This window comes from Alteromonas sp. ABH4_457 (assembly GCF_056160625.1).
Map to the genome: position 1 here is coordinate 632,557 of NZ_JBSWXN010000003.1, position 17,646 is coordinate 650,202.

The window sequence follows — 17,646 nt, forward strand, 5'->3', positions numbered from 1 at the left end:
ACACACTAATGCGACCGCTATGCCAAGAAGCGCACAATACGATATAGACGAGATACTCGGACAAGCTGTGGACATATTCCTTGAATATAGTTTCCACGGCGCCATCATGGATGAAATTATCGCCCGCACCTCTTTTAACCGGCGCGGTTTTTATCTGGAATTTGGTTCTAAACAACAGTTCCTGTACAAAGTTTTAGAGCATTATCAGAAAACTCAGCTGATGCCCGTAGTCAGTGAACTGGAAAATCACCACGGCATCACCGCCATCAATACTTTCTTTTTGCGATATATTCCCCTGGTCTACGGCAGAGGCTGTCTGCTGATTAACTGTGTCTGCGAATTGGGGAAACAGGATCCCACAATCAGAGAAATGGGAAGACACTACCTGGACCGTCTGCAACTCGATTTCATCGGTTGTCTGGAAAAAGCCAAATTGTCAGGGGAAATAAAACCAGACATCAATATTGAGTCTGCAGCCCTTCAGCTTACCAGTTATGTTCAGGGTTTTGCCGTAAACGGCATCCTTGCTGAAAACCGTGAAGAGATGGTCATTGCCACAGAAGCGCTGCTAACCCCGTTGCAGGTTTAACAGAAAACCGTAAAATCATGCTCCCGAATGTGCATTTCAGGTTTTCAATTTCATGAGTAGTAACAACCCTTTGTACCGCATCCAGTTTGTCAGTAACGGTGAACGCTATGAGTTATATGTGAGGGAATTAAGTCAGGACAGTATGTTCGGCTTTGTAGAAATTGGTGATTTTGTCTGGGATACTCATACCAGTCTTGTGGTTGATACCAGCCATGAGAAACTGAAAACAGAGTTTTCAGATGTCGAAAGGACGTATGTACCTATGCACAATGTGTTACGCATTGATGCAGTCAAAAAACAGGGCACGGCAAAAATCACGCAACTTTCTGAAAAAGTAACCGCGTTCCCAAGCCCGATTTACACGCCGAAGAAAGACTGAATTTCCTTAACTGACCGGAGTTGTTGCTTTGCTGGCTTTTAGCATTATTGCAGTATTAGTTTTAATCCTGATATTTTTTGTGCTTAAAGTGCAAAGCTTACAGAAATTAGTCAATTCAAATAAGCATCTGGCAAAGCAAAATGCCAGTAAAGCCAATAGTGCTTTTGTCACTTTGAGTACTACGGCCAAATCTCTGCAGCAAATCTTTATCGAACGGGTTGAATCCGCTAGTAGCAAAGGCCTTATCAGTGGTAAAAAGTATGATGTTTTAATCTTGATTGTGTCCTCATCTGCAAAGATTATTTTTGATAATTGTGAGAAGGGACATTCAATTGAAGAAGGGCTCAATATCGCTTTGCGTGATACCGAACTTTCTATGGAAGACATCAAAAGCTTTATGCAGGAACAACCTAATGATGTGCGTATCAGTTGGGTTAAAAATACCGCCGATGGTTTTATTAAAGCCTGTGATCTTATGACATCAGGGTTACTGGCTCCCCGCGCCTCTTCTTCCGCGTCTGAATAACATTGCTTTAGAAAACAATCACTCTGTTGAAAGATAAGCAGGTGTCTTGATCACTGTTTATTTCTGCCTATAATACTGTATAGATATACAGGTAAATTATTATGGCAAATTCGCTTTCTCTGGTTGAAATGCACCCCGGAGTCTGGCGTGGCAGTCAGGCTCAGATGAAACAAAGCCGTCTGCTTGCGACGGGATTCACTCATTTTGATTCAGCATTGTCTGGAGGCTTCCCTGCATCCGGGGTAATCCGCATCGTGTGTCTGCCGGGTTGCGGTGAATTGTCATTTCTTAAATCTGTATTCAATTCATTACAAGCTGAAACGCTGGCGGTGTTTATTAATGCGCCCGGTATGCTTACCGCCCCCTGGCTGAACCGGACCGGCTTAAATCCTTCTGACTGCAAACTTGTCACCGCACCGGATGATTTGAGTGGCTGGGCAACGGAAGAAGCCATCAAATCTGATGCCTGCTCACTCGTGTGCTGCTGGACAAAATCTATCCTCCCCGGACAGGCCCGGCGGCTTCAGGTGGCGGCGGCTCAGCATGAATGTATGGTGCTACTTTTCGAGCACCCTATGAATGTACAACACCCGCTTCCCATCGCCTTAGATTTACTTTTTATGCCGGCAACTGAAGGTTTTGAAGTGAATATCAATAAGCAATTGAAAGGCTGGCCAGTCCGGGGAGTAAAAGAGCGCTTTAAATACACGCCGGATAACAGTGCTATTGCATCAGCAATGTCCCGCTTTAACCGTCTGCCGGAGCAGGATGGTGCCCGTCATGGCTGATCAGCGCTGGCTGTATGTATACTGTTACCGGCTGACGCTGGATAACGCACTGCATGCAGGAGCCACTGACAACAGTTTACCTGTTGCGGTTTACCACCAGAAACGCAATGCCCTCATTCAGTTAAACCGGGTTGCCCGTGCAGCAGGCATTGAGCAGGAAATGGGACTGGCTCAGGCCGCGGCCTTATGTGAAAACCTGGAGCTCATCGATTACGATGAATCCATGGAGTTGTCATTACTGAAAAATCTGGCCTCTCAGCTTTATGAGTGTGTCGCTGAGATATCAGTAAGCCCGCCGGATGGACTGGCAATACGTATCGATAATCTGGTGCGCTATTACGGCAGCTACGAACAAATATGGGAGGCCGTAAAAGCAGTGATCCTCTCACGCAACATACAGTGCCATTATGCTTCAGCATGGAGCCCGGACGCGGCCCGCGTACTTGCAAGGCAAAAAACAAACATTCTGCTGCTGGAGAATGCATCAATTCTCCGGGCCCTGAATGAACTTCCCGTTTCTGCATTACTGCTCAGTCAGAAAGAGAGTCATGCGTTATACAGAGCGGGCATAAAACACCTGGGAGCCCTGTTTGAATTACCTGCCACTGAAATTGGTAAGCGCTTTAACAGCGATTTACTCAAATATCTGTTCTCACTGAAAGGAGACAGTTATCGTGCAGGACCGTTTTATCATCCGCCTGCGACCTTCGAACAAACGGTTATTCTGCCTTTTGAAGTAACCGGTACAGATAAACTGAATGCGTACCTCGGTAAAATTTTGAAGGATTTAGGCATTTTTCTGCGACTCCGGAATGCCGGCACGCAGTGGCTCATCCTAACCCTCTGTTACAGAGAAACAGACCCTGTAACGCTGGATATCAGAAAATCAGATCTTCGCTTCAGCTTTGATGAATGGGCGAACCTGATTGCCCTTAAACTGGAAACGACAGAACTGGCTGAGCCGGTTATTCAATTCACGTTATGTGCCGGTGAAATTAATGAATATGCCGGTACTGAAGCCGACTTTTTTAATGCCAGGAAGCATTTCTTCGCCCGCCAGCAGCTATTGAGTAAACTCACCGCCCGGTTGGGTAATCAGGCAGTTTCTGACGCCGCCTGGCCGGAGGACCACCGGTTTACGATGGCAAAAGCGCCCCGCTCTCACGCTTTCAGTGAACAGGCTGCACAACATATTCCTGCCTTTATTTTATCTCAGCCACAACGCCTGACAGGAACGCCTAAAATTGAGTTCGGCCCAGTGAGAATAGAAAGCGGTTGGTGGGACAATGCACCGGAACAAAGAGATTACTTCATCGCGCTGAATCAACACGGTCAGCGCATGCAGATATTCAGGGAACAGGGTGGATGGTACATCAGCGGCTGGTATGCCTGAATGCAATATGCAGAACTCGTTACTCAAAGTAACTTCAGTTTTCTTTATGGTGCGTCTTCACCGGAAGAGCTGGTAACCACAGCAGCGTTTCTGAGCTACCAGGCTATTGCTATTACTGATGAATGTTCTGTGGCTGGTATTGTGCGGGCGCACAGCGAAATATCGCGCCATCACTTACCGGTAAAACTGATCTGCGGAAGCCTGTTTAATTTCGGCGAATCATTGCAATTTGTGCTGCTCTGCCCGGATAAAAAAGCATGGAGCGAACTGTGCCGTATCATCACCAATGCCAGACGACGCAGTCCCAAAGGAGAATATGCGCTGGCAGAGTGGGATATCAAATCTGTCCGGCACTGTATTATCATCTGGCTTCCTCACCATAGTGATGAAGAAAATGTCCGCTGGGGAGAATGGTTCAAACGCTTTCATCCTGAAAGAACATACATCGGCGCTGTCCGTCACCTTGATGGCAGAGATCATCTTCGTTTCGCTCAGTATGAGGCACTTCATGATAGTTTATCATTGCCGGTAACAGCGTGTACCCACGCCCTTTTTCATCACAGCGAGCGGCTTGCATTACAACATGTCATGCATGCTATGAAAGAAAATACAACGGTAGAAAAACTGGGTCTTAATGCTGTCTCAAATGCAGAAAGAGCACTCCGTCCGCTTAGTAAATTACAAAAGCTGTATCCGGCAGCCTGGCTTGCAACCGCATCCAGAATTGCGTCTCAATGTGTATTCAGTCCTGACGAACTCAAATATCAATATCCTGCGGAACTGGTTCCGGCTGGTTATAACGCAACAAGCTGGCTGAGGAAATGCGTCGAAGAAGGCATTACAAGGCGATTTCCGGAAGGGATATCTGACTCTGTGCGGGCCATCATAGAAAAGGAGCTGACACTGATTGAGGAACAGCAATACGAATATTTCTTCCTGACCATTTACGACATTGTTCAGTTTGCTGCCGCGAACGATATTTTGTATCAGGGTCGTGGCTCTGCTGCGAACTCGGTTGTGTGCTATTGCCTTGAAATCACCGCTGTCGATCCCAGACAGATTAATGTGTTATTTGAGCGCTTCATTTCTAAAGAAAGAAATGAGCCGCCGGATATTGATGTGGATTTTGAACACAGCCGGCGGGAAGAAGTCATTCAGTATATTTACAGCAAATACGGCCGTGAACGCACAGCGCTGGCAGCGACAGTAATCAGCTTCAGGTTTAAGAGCGCATTTCGCGAAACAGGTAAGGCGCTGGGTTTTCCCGAATCCCAACTGGATTATGTGATTAAAAATATAAACCGGCGCGACAGAGCCGTGCCCTGGCAAACTCAAATTGAATCCTGCGGTTTAAATCCACAAAATCCTAAAGTGAGTCAGTTAATCAGCTTAACTGAACAAATTACGGGCTTCCCGAGGCACCTGTCTCAGCATGTGGGAGGGTTTGTCATTTCAGCCGGTCCGTTATATGAACTGGTACCTGTTGAAAATGCTGCGATGGCAGACCGCACTGTCATTCAGTGGGACAAAGATGATTTGGAAACTTTAGGGTTACTGAAAGTCGATGTTCTTGCTTTAGGCATGCTAACCGCCATCCGGAAGACCTTCGCCCTGCTAAACCCTCAGTTTCCGGTGCCGGTATCGATACCGTTTATTACCGCGCTGGGCGATGACCCGCAAGTCTACGATATGATTTGTAAAGCAGATACTGTGGGTACATTCCAAATTGAATCCCGTGCGCAAATGACCATGCTGCCGAGGCTCAGGCCACGTTGTTACTATGATTTAGTCGTGCAGATAGCTATTGTCAGGCCAGGGCCGATACAGGGCGATATGGTGCATCCTTACTTACTGCGTCGTCACGGCAAAGAAGCCGTATCTTATCCGTCAGAGGAAGTCAGACAGGTACTATCCAGAACCATGGGTGTGCCTATTTTTCAGGAACAGGTTATTCAGTTGGCGATGGTCGCCGCCGGATTTTCGGGTGGGGAAGCCGATCAGCTTCGCCGTGCTATGGCGAGCTGGAAAAAAGATGGCCGGATTTACGAATTCCGGGACAGGCTGATTAAAGGCATGACGGAACGGAACTACGAACCGGCTTTTGCGGAACAGCTTTTTGAACAAATAAAAGGTTTCGGGGGTTACGGGTTTCCTGAATCGCATTCAGCCTCTTTCGCTGTACTGGCCTACGTATCCTGCTGGTTGAAATGCTATTTCCCGGCAGAGTTTTATGTTGCCCTGCTCAACAGTTTACCTATGGGCTTTTATTCGGCTTCACAACTGGTTCAGGATGCCAGACATCATGAGATCACTGTGTTACCGGTCTGTGTAAATGCGTCGGACTTTGATCACAAGATAGAGCTGAAGGCAGGGATTAAGCAAGTCCGGCTCGGACTACGACTGGTGAAAGGATTATCAGAAAATGGCGCTGTATTGCTTGAATCTAAGAGACCTGAAGAAGGTTACCGGAGTTTAACTGAACTTAAGATGTCCGGTTTGACGGAATCTGATTTGTCCTCTCTGGCCAGTGCGGATGCTTTTTTCAGCATATCCGGTAATCGTTACCGTGCAAGATGGCAAATGATGGATAAGCACAGCACAATGCCTTTATTCACTGATCAGAATGAGCAACTGCCCTTCGACTTTGCACCGGATGACAAAGACGCTTTGCTGGAAGATTATGCGTCAACAACATTATCGTTAAAGCAACATCCGGTTGAGCTTATCCTGCGAGACTATTCTGTCAGGCAACTGACACTGGCGCGGGAGTTAATTAACAGACCCAATAAATCTGTTGTACACGTACTCGGTTGCGTTACATGCAGACAAGCCCCCGGCACGGCATCCGGCGCGACTTTTTTTACCCTTGAAGATCACACCGGCAATATGAACGTGGTTGTCTGGCAAGCTACCGCCAGACATCAGCATCAGGCATATCTCAAATCACAGATCCTGCAAGTTGATGGCATTCTAGAACGTTCACCTGAAGGAGTTATTCACATTATTGCAGGGAAGCTGACTGACAGAAGTAGCTGGCTGGATACATTGAATTCAGGAGCAAGAAACTTCCACTAAACTTTTTATGCTGTTTTCTACTATGAAAGATTTACTTAGCTTTACACTAATTTACAAACATCCTTGAATGTTTGTTTTTAAACCTCCATTTATCTCCCTGTAAATTGGCGCATTTTTTATTGGTGAGCATTTTGCAAACGTGTTTACACAAACATGTTGCAATACTCAGGAGGAACACATGTTTTCATTTTTCAGATACAGTTTATTTGCCGCGTTCTTGTCCGGCATCACATTCTCTTCAATGGCAGGCCAGTCTGTAGCGATCGATTATCTTCATGGCTTTGATGACATTAAAGGTGTCAGAGTTGCTTACCGTCCCGTTACCACATCTTTGTATACCGACTGGTTTGGAGACATCAAACTATATTGGGAGGCAAGCTTTAATGTTTGGGAATACGGCCGTTATAATGATCACGACACCAATCTGGCACTGGCGCTTTCTCCTGTTCTGGTAAAACAAATTTCAACGGTATACGACAAGTATCCGTTGTATCTTGAAGCAGGTATCGGGGCAAGTCTGGTTAATGACCGTCATTTTGCCGGAAAGAACATTGGTTCACATTATCAGTTTGAAGATCGTCTCGGACTACTCCTTAGTTTAGATGAACAAGAAGTCAATCAACTCGCTCTGAGGTACATGCACTATTCTAATGGCGGCCTGAACAGTGATAATCCAGGTCTGGACTTCCTGAACGTGTCTTATTCGTACCATTTTTAATTACATAGATCTTGTTGCCGGTTTGTAAACCGGCACTTGCAATTGTGTATTGAATCCATAAAATATGGTCAATTTTCAAGCACTCTTAATCAGAGTAAGCACCGGCATTAACAGTGTTATTTAAAAATAATTAGCAGCCGCTTAAGCGCCTTTCATCAGTTGCTTTGCTCTTGTCATGTTTTATTAACCCAAGCCAGCCGGCAAAGGCAGATACCTACATTGTAGGGCTGCAAAACTTTGATTATTACCCTCATTATAATTTCACCTCAGATCAGGACAGAGGTTTCATCTGGGCAGTTCTCGAGCTTTATGCCAGTGAGTCCGGTCATACATTCATTTCTCAGACAATGCCTGTTCCACGCCTGCAGATAGAGTTAGCTAAAGGCACGGTTGATTTGATATATCCAGACAACCCAATCTTTCATCCGGCTATCGCTGAATCAACTGAAAAACACTACTCTGTGGATGTGGTTAAAACCTTAAGCGGTGCAATTATTAAACGCACCAATGTGAACATGGAAATCAATGAAGTTTCAAAAGTGAGTTTACCTTTTGGCTTTACTCCTCTTGACTGGAAGGGCAAAGAGAAGAACGGTGATATTGATTTTGTAGAGACTGAGGACAGCCTTTCAGCGCTGCAACTGGTTGAGCAGGGTAAAACCGATGTGGCAGAAGTCGATTATTTCGTTACCAGTTATCTGTCTGAAGCAAATCCCACGATTGGTGAGTTCACTTTGTCACCGGTTCTGCCACACAATATCGTTGGTTTTAAGCTGGCGTCTATAAAAAGGCACGACCTCATCAAAAATATAAATACATTTTTAATAAATAGCGAAGATAAAATTAATGCCCTAAAAAAGCATTTCGGCATAAATGATCCTCAATATCTTTTAAAAAACATACAATCTGCATCACTTCGTCCCTGAACCAATAATTACAGAACTCTTGTCATTGGATAACACCCATTCATTTATCTTAATAAATGAATCCTTCTTGAAAACCTTAAAAAATACTGCTTTTAATATGCGGTAAATTTCTAGTTTTATTAAGAATTTCCAGTCTTTCCTTGCTGGAAAATTCGCATTTGTTTTCTATACCTAAGTAATGCTCGTCCCGCCATAGACAATTATCAGGTATAAGAATGCATAAGCTTGATTCAAACTTTTCATCGTCATTAAAGATTCTACCATTCCTTATTGCTGCTTCCTTTCAAGTAGATGCCCAGCAAATAATTACAGGTTCAAATGGCGAAACCGTTACTGAATTTGACAATACTAACGTCTCTGTTAACGACATCATTAACGAAATAAAAGGTGACGGCTTTACCCTCTCCAATCCGCAATTTTCAGCTGTTACAGAAAGTTCTCCGGATCAATATAAGCAGTTAGGCCTTTTTAACGGTTATGACTTCTTGTTTGGCAATAATTTTGGCTCTGGCGCCATTATGACTTCAGGCAGAACACGTGGTGTCACTGGTGTTGTCTCTGTTTCAGGATTAAATGACGACGACAACCGTACATTCACCACCGATGAACAAAGTGGCGGCTCAGTCAATGATGCTAAATACGGCACAAGCCCTGACAATCTCGCCTACGATCGCGCAGAGTTGAGCTTTGATGTATTTGCGGATGCCGGAAACGATACACTTATAGTCGACTTCATTTTCGGCTCGGATGAATATACCGAGTATGAAGGTGGCGGTTTTGCTGATGCTATGGTCATCGTTGTTGGTAATAGCCCGGGTGTTAACTGTGTTCAGACTCCGGATGGTCAATTACTCAGTATTAATTCGGTGAACAGCACCAATAACAGCTTCCTGTTTATCAACAATGATAATGATGATGGCGGAGTTGGTACAGCAACACAAATGGACGGCTATACCAAAAGAATTACCTGTCGTGCTCCAATCACACCGGAAACCACTACCCCGGTTCTGGTTGGTATCGCAGATAAAGGCGACGCAACGTACGATTCCTGGGCATTCTTTAAAGCACAAAGTTTGAGAGCTGAACCCGGCGGTGACTGGGGTGATGCGCCAGATACATACTTCACATTAAATTCTTCCGGCGGTGCAGTTCACACCATTAAAGAAGGTGTCTACCTGGGGAAACAGGTAAGTGGTGAAGTAGATGGATTCAAAGACGGAGTCGATGATAGCGCAGGCGCTGCACTAGACGATGACGACGATGGTGTAGAACAGTTTCCTCAGTTGAACGCCAGTACCATTGGCGGCAGCTATTCTGTAGATGTAGAAACAACCGCAATTACCGGGCAGAACTCTACATTAATTGGCTGGATAGATTTCGACCATAACGGACAATTCGATGCTGACGAAGCGGCGCAGGTTACCATTCCGGATGGCACGTACGAGACAATCACCACCCTGACCTGGAGCAATCTGAATACAACCGGTCCTGACGTAACAGACGGAACAACCTATGCGCGCTTCAGAATAGTTGAAAGTAGCGAATCAATTACGAATACTGACAGCGCCGGGAGTTTCAGCTCGGGTGAAGTAGAAGATTATCGGTTTAATATTTCTGGCGGAACCGATACAACCCCTCCCGTTGTAGTAATTGACCCGACCCCCAAAGCCATAAAGTCCAATCAAAATAATTATCCCGTAACCGGAACTTGTGAAGTAGGTGATGGTGACGTTACGGTAGGTATTTCCGGCGCTTCCCCTTCTTCTCAAGATGTATCATGTTTATCAAATGGTACCTGGACTGCCAACTTCGACGTGAGCGGTGTGGCCGATGGCAGCAATCAGGTAGTCACAACAGCGAGTCAAACAGATTTTAGTGGCAACCAGGGAAACGCCACGCCGGTTTCCGCAGATAAAGATACAACCGATCCTGTGGTGACTATTGATAATCTACCAACAGCAAATGTCGGCAACTCGGCTAGCTATCCGGTAACAGGTACGTGTACGGCCGGAGACGGCGACGTTACTGTAAGCCTCAATGGTGGGAATCAAACTTTAGCGTCGTGTTCTGCTGGCGGTACCTGGAGTACCACATTTGATGTTACCGGTATTTCGGATGGCAGCAATGTTATCTCTATCGATGCTGAACAAACGGATGTGAATGGCTATACGGGAAATGCTTCACAGAAACAGGCTGATAAAGATACTTCAGCGCCTACTGTTTCCATTGATACCGCACCCACGGCAAATATCAGTAATCGCACTAATTATGTGGTATCTGGCAGCTGCTCGGACGATGGGACTGACAATGTAAATGTGGCAATAAGTGGCGCATCGCCATCCGATCAGGATGTGGATTGTAGTGGTGGAAGTTGGACTGCAACCTTCGATGTGAGCAGTATTTCCGACGGAACCAGCCAAATAGTCATAGATGCAACGCACACCGATCCGGCTAACAACGTCACAAACGCTACGCAAGTACAACGGGATAAAGATACTGTTCAACCCCTGGTAGCTATTATTAGCGCGCCTACCGTTACTCCTGCGAATCAAACTGCATGGCCAGTATCGGGCACCTGTGAAGTCGACGGCACAAATAATGTTGTCGTGAATTTATCAAATGGTGCAAATCAAACACTGAGCTGCTCCAGTGGAGTATGGTCCACGACATTTGACGTTTCATCTATTCCTGACGGAGATCCTGCTTTCACAGTTAGCACAACACATACTGATAATGCAGGGAATCAGGCGTCTGCCGGCCCGGTACCGGTTACGAAAGATACAACCCCTCCTGTCGTCACGATTGACTCACCGGGATGGTCCAATATCCAGAATCAAATCAGCTATCCGGTATCAGGTACATGTACTTCCGGTGACGGCGACGTTGAGGTGACAGTAACAGATGGCACTCCTGCAACACAAACCGTCGCATGTAACGCGGGTGTGTGGAACGCCACGGTTGATAGTCAGAATATTTCAGATGGCAACGATACGGTCATTATTAATGCAAGCCAAACCGATGCTGCAGGGAATACCGGCGTGGCAACACAAGCCGAAGGTGATAAAGACACAGTGGCGCCTCAGGTAGCAATCAGCAATGCGCCTGCGGTTATCGCTGACGGCAGTCCATTCACTATTGATTTAACCTTTACCGAGGCTGTTTCCGGTTTCACATTGAGCGATATTCAGGTAACCAATGCAACGCTGTCGTCCTTTACCACTAACAGCAGTTCCTCTTATAAGGTAACCGTCACCCCGGACGGAGGCGGTAACATTACGATTACCGTTCCGGATGATGTGGCTACTGATGTAGCAGCGAATAATAATATCGGCGACAGCGCGTTCGTCAGCTACGACAGCGACAATGATGGCCTGACAAATAACGTTGAAGCCGCGCTGGGCACCGACCCTAACAATCCGGATACAGACGGCGATGGTATTCCTGATAATGTTGAGGTAAGCGACCCCGGTAACCCCACCAACACAGATAATGACGGCATAATCGATGCGCTCGACCCTGATGATGATAACGATGGGATAGCCACCGCACTAGAAGACGCGAATAGTGATGCCGACGGCAACCCGCAAACCAATCCAACCGACTCTGATGGAGATGGAACACCTGATTACCTCGACAGTGATAGTGATGCTGACAATATTCCTGATCGCCTTGAAACAAACAGTAGCGGTACCGATGCGGATAATGACGGCATTCCGGATGATATCGACGCATCTGTGACAGGTGGCCCTGATGCGAATAACGACGGTGTAGATGATAACGCCGAAGCAACCAATACGACTGGAACAGGCAGTCCGGATTACTTGTCATTGGATGCTGACGGTGATGGACTTCCTGACTATGTTGAATCTGGAGCGGTTTTCGCTGACAGCGATAACGACGGAATCGATAACTACATTGATGCTGATTTTACCGGTGGACCTGATGCGAATAATGACGGGTTCGATGACACAGTCGTCGCTTCCGATGCAGATGGTGATAGCACGTCAGATTTTCAGGACAAAGATGCCGACAATGACGGATTACCGGACACCTTCGAAGCACAGGCTACCACCACAGATACTGATGGGGATGGCATAGCCGATACTTTTGATGTTGATCAGACTGGTGGCACCGACGCTAACGGCGATGGCATTGATGATAATGCTATAACCGCTATCCCTGATACCGATAACGACGGCATTGCGGACTATCGTGATAAAGATAGTGATGGTGACGGCCTTCCGGATAGCGTAGAAATGCAATCCAGTGGTTCGGATACCGACGGCGATGGTATTGATGACGCTTTTGATGTTGATCAGACGGGCGGAACTGATGCCAATGGAGACGGCATTGATGATAACACAAACCCTTACGCTCTCGATTTCGACAATGACGGCGTGCCCGACTTCCTCGACAGCGACAGTGATAACGACGGCATAAGTGATGGTGAAGAAGCCAATGCCAGCGGCCCGGACACAGATGGCGACGGCATTCCTGACAGCCTGGACGTCGATCAGACTGGCGGCGCCGATGCCAATAATGATGGCGTAGATGACAGTTACTCCCCCACCGATACCGACGGCGACGGTGCACCGGACTATCTTGACCGTGATGCAGACGGAGATGGTGTACCTGATGCAGTAGAGGGAACGTCGCAGACTGATAATGATGGTACAGCGGATTATCGCGACGCTGACAGCGACAATGATGGGATCCCTGATTCCAGTGAAGCAATGATTAGCGGTGTTGATACCGACGGAGACGGTATCGATGACACTTTCGATGTCGACCAGACAGGCGGCACTGATGCCAATAATGACGGTGTCGATGACAATGTAATACTGACTGACAGTAACGAAAACGGGACGCCTGACTATCTCGACAGCCAGACAGATACTGACAGCGATACACTTCCTGACACGATAGAAAGCACATCTGACACAGATGCCGATGGTCAGCCCGATTACAACGATAAAGACGCTGACGGTGACGGACTCCCTGACTATGTCGAATCAGGAGCGGTCTTTACGGATACGGACGGGGACGGCATCGATGATACTTTTGATGTTGATCAGACAGGTGGTATCGATTCGGATAGCGATGGACGTGATGATAATGTCGAATTAAGCAATGCAGATTCCAACGGCCAACCCGACTATCTCGATAAAGATGCCGACAATGACGGATTACCTGACACCTTCGAAGCGCAGGCAACCACCACAGATACTGACGGGGATGGCATAGCCGATACTTTTGATGTTGATCAGACTGGTGGCACCGACGCTAACGGTGATGGCATTGATGATAATGCTATAGCCGCTATCCCTGATACCGATAACGACGGTATTGCGGACTATCGTGATAGAGACAGTGATGGTGACGGCCTTCCGGACAGCGTAGAAATGCAATCGTCCGGTACGGATACCGACGGCGATGGTATTGATAACGCCTATGATGTTGATCAGACGGGCGGTACTGATGCCAATGGAGACGGCATTGATGATAACACAAACCCCTACGCTCTCGATTTCGACAATGACGGTGTGCCCGACTTCCTGGACAGTGACAGTGATAACGACGGCATCAGTGACGGTGAAGAAGCTAACGCAAGTGGCCCGGACACCGATGGCGACGGCATTCCTGACAGCCTGGACGTCGATCAGACTGGCGGTCCCGATGCCAACAATGATGGCGTAGATGACAATTACTCCCCCACCGATACCGACGGAGACGGTGCGCCGGACTACCTTGACCGTGATTCAGACGGTGACGGCGTTCCGGATGCACTGGAAACCAGCAGACAGACTGATTTCGACGGAACACCAGACTACCGTGACACTGACAGCGACAACGACGGTAAACCTGACGGAACCGAAGCAATGATTTCCGGAATGGACAGCGACGGTGACGGTATCGACGATAAATTTGATGTCGACCAGACCGGCGGCACTGATACCAATAACGATGGTGTGGACGATAACATTGTATTCAGTGACGCTGATGAGGACGGGACGCCAGACTACATTGACAGCGACATAGACACTGATGGCGACGGATTGTCTGACCTTGAAGAAGGAAATGGCGACGCTGATGGTGACGGGATCCCAAATTACGCTGATACAGACAGTGATGGCGATAGTATACCTGATTCAATTGAAGGTCAGTCTGATAGTGACGGAGACGGTATTGCTGATTTCCTTGATACAGATTCTGATAACGATGGCATACAAGACAGTATCGAAGGGGCGGCTGACACTGACGGTGACGGAATTCCGGATTATCTCGACTCTGACAGCGACAATGACAATATTTCAGATTTACTGGAAAGTAATGCTGATAAAGACGGCGATGGCATTGCGAACTATAAAGACTCTGATTCGGATAATGACGGTATTCCTGACAGCAACGAGACGAGCACCGACTCTGACAATGATGGTATCGCAGACTACCTTGATACAGATTCAGACAATGACGGCATCAGTGATGCGGTGGAAGGCGCATCTGACTCGGACTTAGATGGTACCCCAGACTATCTTGATACCAGCGTTGATGAAGACAACGATGGAGTACCAGACATCGTTGAGGGAACAAATGATACCGACGGTGACGGCATACCAGACTACCTCGATGCTGATTCTGATAACGATGGATTACCTGACGGTTATGAATTTGGTCTGACAGGCTCAGACAGTGACGGCGACGGCATAGACGATTTTCTTGATGCAGATAGCACCGGGGGCCCGGATACCAACAATGACGGTGTTGACGATAGTATAAGCGGTATTGATACCGATGGTGATGGCGTAGCCGACTATCAATCAGCAGATTCAGATGGAGACAGTGTGCCCGATCGGATTGAAATAGCGTCGTCTTTCATCGACTCAGATCGGGACGGTATTCCGGATGTTTATGATGTGGATAGCACGGGCGGTGCGGATGAAGACGCCGACGGTATCGATGATCAATTTGATGTCGACTTTAACACGGGGCCTGACGCGAATGGCGACGGAATAAATGACCTAGCTCACGTTGTGCCTGACCACGATAGCGACCAGCTCCCCGATCACCTTGATGCAGACAGTGATAATGACAGTATCTCGGATGGTGTCGAAGCAAACGCAACTGGATTCGATAATGACGGAGATGGGATTGATGACGCTTTTGACAGTGACTATACGGGCATCGACACTGACGGAGACGGCTACGCAGATGGCGGCGTTACGATAGACACAGATGGCGACGGTATTATCGACATGTTCGACTTGGATAGTGATAACGATGGACAGTTCGATTCACTCGAAGCAAGCAATACCGATGCCGACCGAGATGGTATTGCCGACAGCCCGGTATCAATAATCACTAGCCCCGTTGATTCGGACGGCGACGGTATCCCTGACTTCAGAGACCTCGATTCGAATAACGACGGTAATTACGACATTGATGGAACCCCTGAGTCCCGGTTCGATAATAATGGAGACGGACGTATTGATCTTACCGGCGATATAGATGGCGACGGCATTGACGATGCTGTGGATAGCGATCTCACCATTAAAGGTGCCGGTGGAAACAACGACATCGATTTCGATGGTGCAGCCAACGCTGTAGATAATGATGATGATAATGATGGCCTATCGGATATTACAGAAGGGACCATTGACTCCGACGGTGACGGCATTATTGATAGTCGCGATGCCGATAGTGACAATGATGGCATTCCTGATGTTGTGGAAACGGATAGACCGGCTGCCACTGGGATTGATGATGACTTCGACGGAATAGATAACGCTTATGATATCGACAGTACCGGAGGAATTGATGCAGACAACGACGGTGTCGATGATCAGTTTGTAATCCCGGATACAGATGGCGACGGCATTCCTGACTATCTTGATACGGACAGTGATAATGACGGACTCTCCGACGCTGAAGAGCAATCTCTTGTGCCACTAAGTGGTTTGGATAGAGATAACGACGGTATTGATGACGCGATAGATGTTACTTACACATTCGGCATAGACAGCAATAGCGATGGTGTAGATGACAATCTGCTTAGCACAAGTGATTTCGATGGTGACGGTCTGCTTAACTACCGGGATAACGATAGTGACGGTGATGGCATCGAAGACGCTAAAGAAGGAAGAACCGATAGTGATGGCGATGGAATTCCTGACTATGCAGATACTGATGCCGATAACGATGGCATCCCTGATATCGAAGAAGGTGATCTAGATACGGACGGTGACGGCATACCAAACCGACTTGACTTAGACTCTGATGGTGACGGTATTGCCGATACTATTGAAAGAACAACAGATACAGACGGAGACGGAATTCCGAATTATCTGGAGAAGGATAGTGACAATGATGGTATCGATGATGATAAGGAAAACGGAGATTTTAATCAGGACGGAATTAATGACCGCCTACAGGCGCACGATAAAGTGGAGTCTACCTACACCGGCTCCGGAAGTATGTCGGGCACACTACTATTGCTTGGATTAGGAGTAGGAATAATGCGAAAGAGAAAGCTCCTGCTGATATGTTGCTTATCGCTGTTCTCATTAACCAGTAAAGCTGAAAGTAGAGTCGTTACGGAAGATGATTCTTTAGCCGGCAAAAGCCATTTTTATGTCTTTGGAGGCTATGGTACAAGCAGACTTTATCCCGATAACAATGGCACGATATGGCGTGTATATGATGATAGCAATTCATCGGCACTTGCTGGTATCGGCTACATGTTGAAGCCAAAATGGTCGTTTGAAATTAATTACGCTGTGTTGGGCGAAGCAAAATTATCGAGTTTAAATCCGTCAATTACGGACGACTTGTTGATCGACTATAAGGGTCTGTCAGCAGATATTTTGTATTGGTTTAAAAAGCCTTCCAGCAGTTGGAATCTTTATTTAAAAGGAGGCGCCGGGCTTCTGACGACAAAAGGGAATCTGGAGCAACATCACAGGCAAGTCGAACAGATCCAACTAAAAATCGGCGTGGGGGCGCACTGGCAAATCAATGATGAATGGGGTGTTCGTTTGGATTTAGTCAGCTATGACGAAGACGCGAGAATAGGAAGCATGCAATTACTCTATCGTTTTCTTGATGACGATTAGCCAACTCTTAAATAAAGCGGAAGGTAGAAAACGAAAAAAGCCCGCTCAGTTTGAGCGGGCTTCTTCGAATTGGGAGCCTGACGGTGTGCTACTCTCACATGGGGAGACCCCACACTACCATCGCCGCTAACGCGTTTCACTT

General features: G+C 47.1%; 9 protein-coding genes. All 9 read left to right on the top strand.

Annotated elements, in window-relative coordinates; genetic code table 11:
• Positions 1-19: 19 nt before the first annotated feature.
• Positions 20-589 (top strand): TetR/AcrR family transcriptional regulator, encoded by a 570-nt coding sequence (locus tag ACXAGR_RS09245; protein WP_119499457.1) that lies wholly within the window; start codon positions 20-22, stop codon positions 587-589.
• 52 nt (positions 590-641) lie between these two features.
• Positions 642-968, top strand: coding sequence for a DUF1820 family protein (locus tag ACXAGR_RS09250; RefSeq protein WP_474844139.1), 327 nt, complete (start codon positions 642-644; stop codon positions 966-968).
• A 28-nt stretch (positions 969-996) separates the two neighbouring features.
• On the top strand, positions 997-1,494 hold the full coding sequence (locus ACXAGR_RS09255; RefSeq protein WP_349582261.1) for a hypothetical protein: 498 nt from the start codon (positions 997-999) through the stop codon (positions 1,492-1,494).
• A gap of 101 nt (positions 1,495-1,595) precedes the next feature.
• Positions 1,596-2,282 (top strand): hypothetical protein, encoded by a 687-nt coding sequence (locus ACXAGR_RS09260; RefSeq protein WP_474849477.1) that lies wholly within the window; start codon positions 1,596-1,598, stop codon positions 2,280-2,282.
• Entirely contained in the window at positions 2,275-3,675 is a 1,401-nt protein-coding gene (locus tag ACXAGR_RS09265; protein ID WP_474844142.1) for a Y-family DNA polymerase, read from the top strand. The genes ACXAGR_RS09260 and ACXAGR_RS09265 overlap by 8 nt, the downstream gene beginning before the upstream one ends.
• The gene (locus ACXAGR_RS09270; RefSeq protein WP_474849479.1) at positions 3,676-6,750 is read left to right on the top strand and encodes an error-prone DNA polymerase; all 3,075 of its coding nucleotides are present in this window, start codon (positions 3,676-3,678) and stop codon (positions 6,748-6,750) included. It abuts the gene before it with no gap.
• A gap of 178 nt (positions 6,751-6,928) precedes the next feature.
• Positions 6,929-7,468: an acyloxyacyl hydrolase gene (locus ACXAGR_RS09275; protein ID WP_303573145.1), complete on the top strand. Its 540-nt coding sequence runs from the start codon at positions 6,929-6,931 to the stop codon at positions 7,466-7,468.
• Between the two features lie 170 nt (positions 7,469-7,638).
• Positions 7,639-8,394, top strand: coding sequence for a type 2 periplasmic-binding domain-containing protein (locus tag ACXAGR_RS09280; RefSeq protein WP_474849481.1), 756 nt, complete (start codon positions 7,639-7,641; stop codon positions 8,392-8,394).
• A gap of 215 nt (positions 8,395-8,609) precedes the next feature.
• Positions 8,610-17,504: an Ig-like domain-containing protein gene (locus ACXAGR_RS09285; protein WP_474849483.1), complete on the top strand. Its 8,895-nt coding sequence runs from the start codon at positions 8,610-8,612 to the stop codon at positions 17,502-17,504.
• Positions 17,505-17,646: the final 142 nt, after the last annotated feature.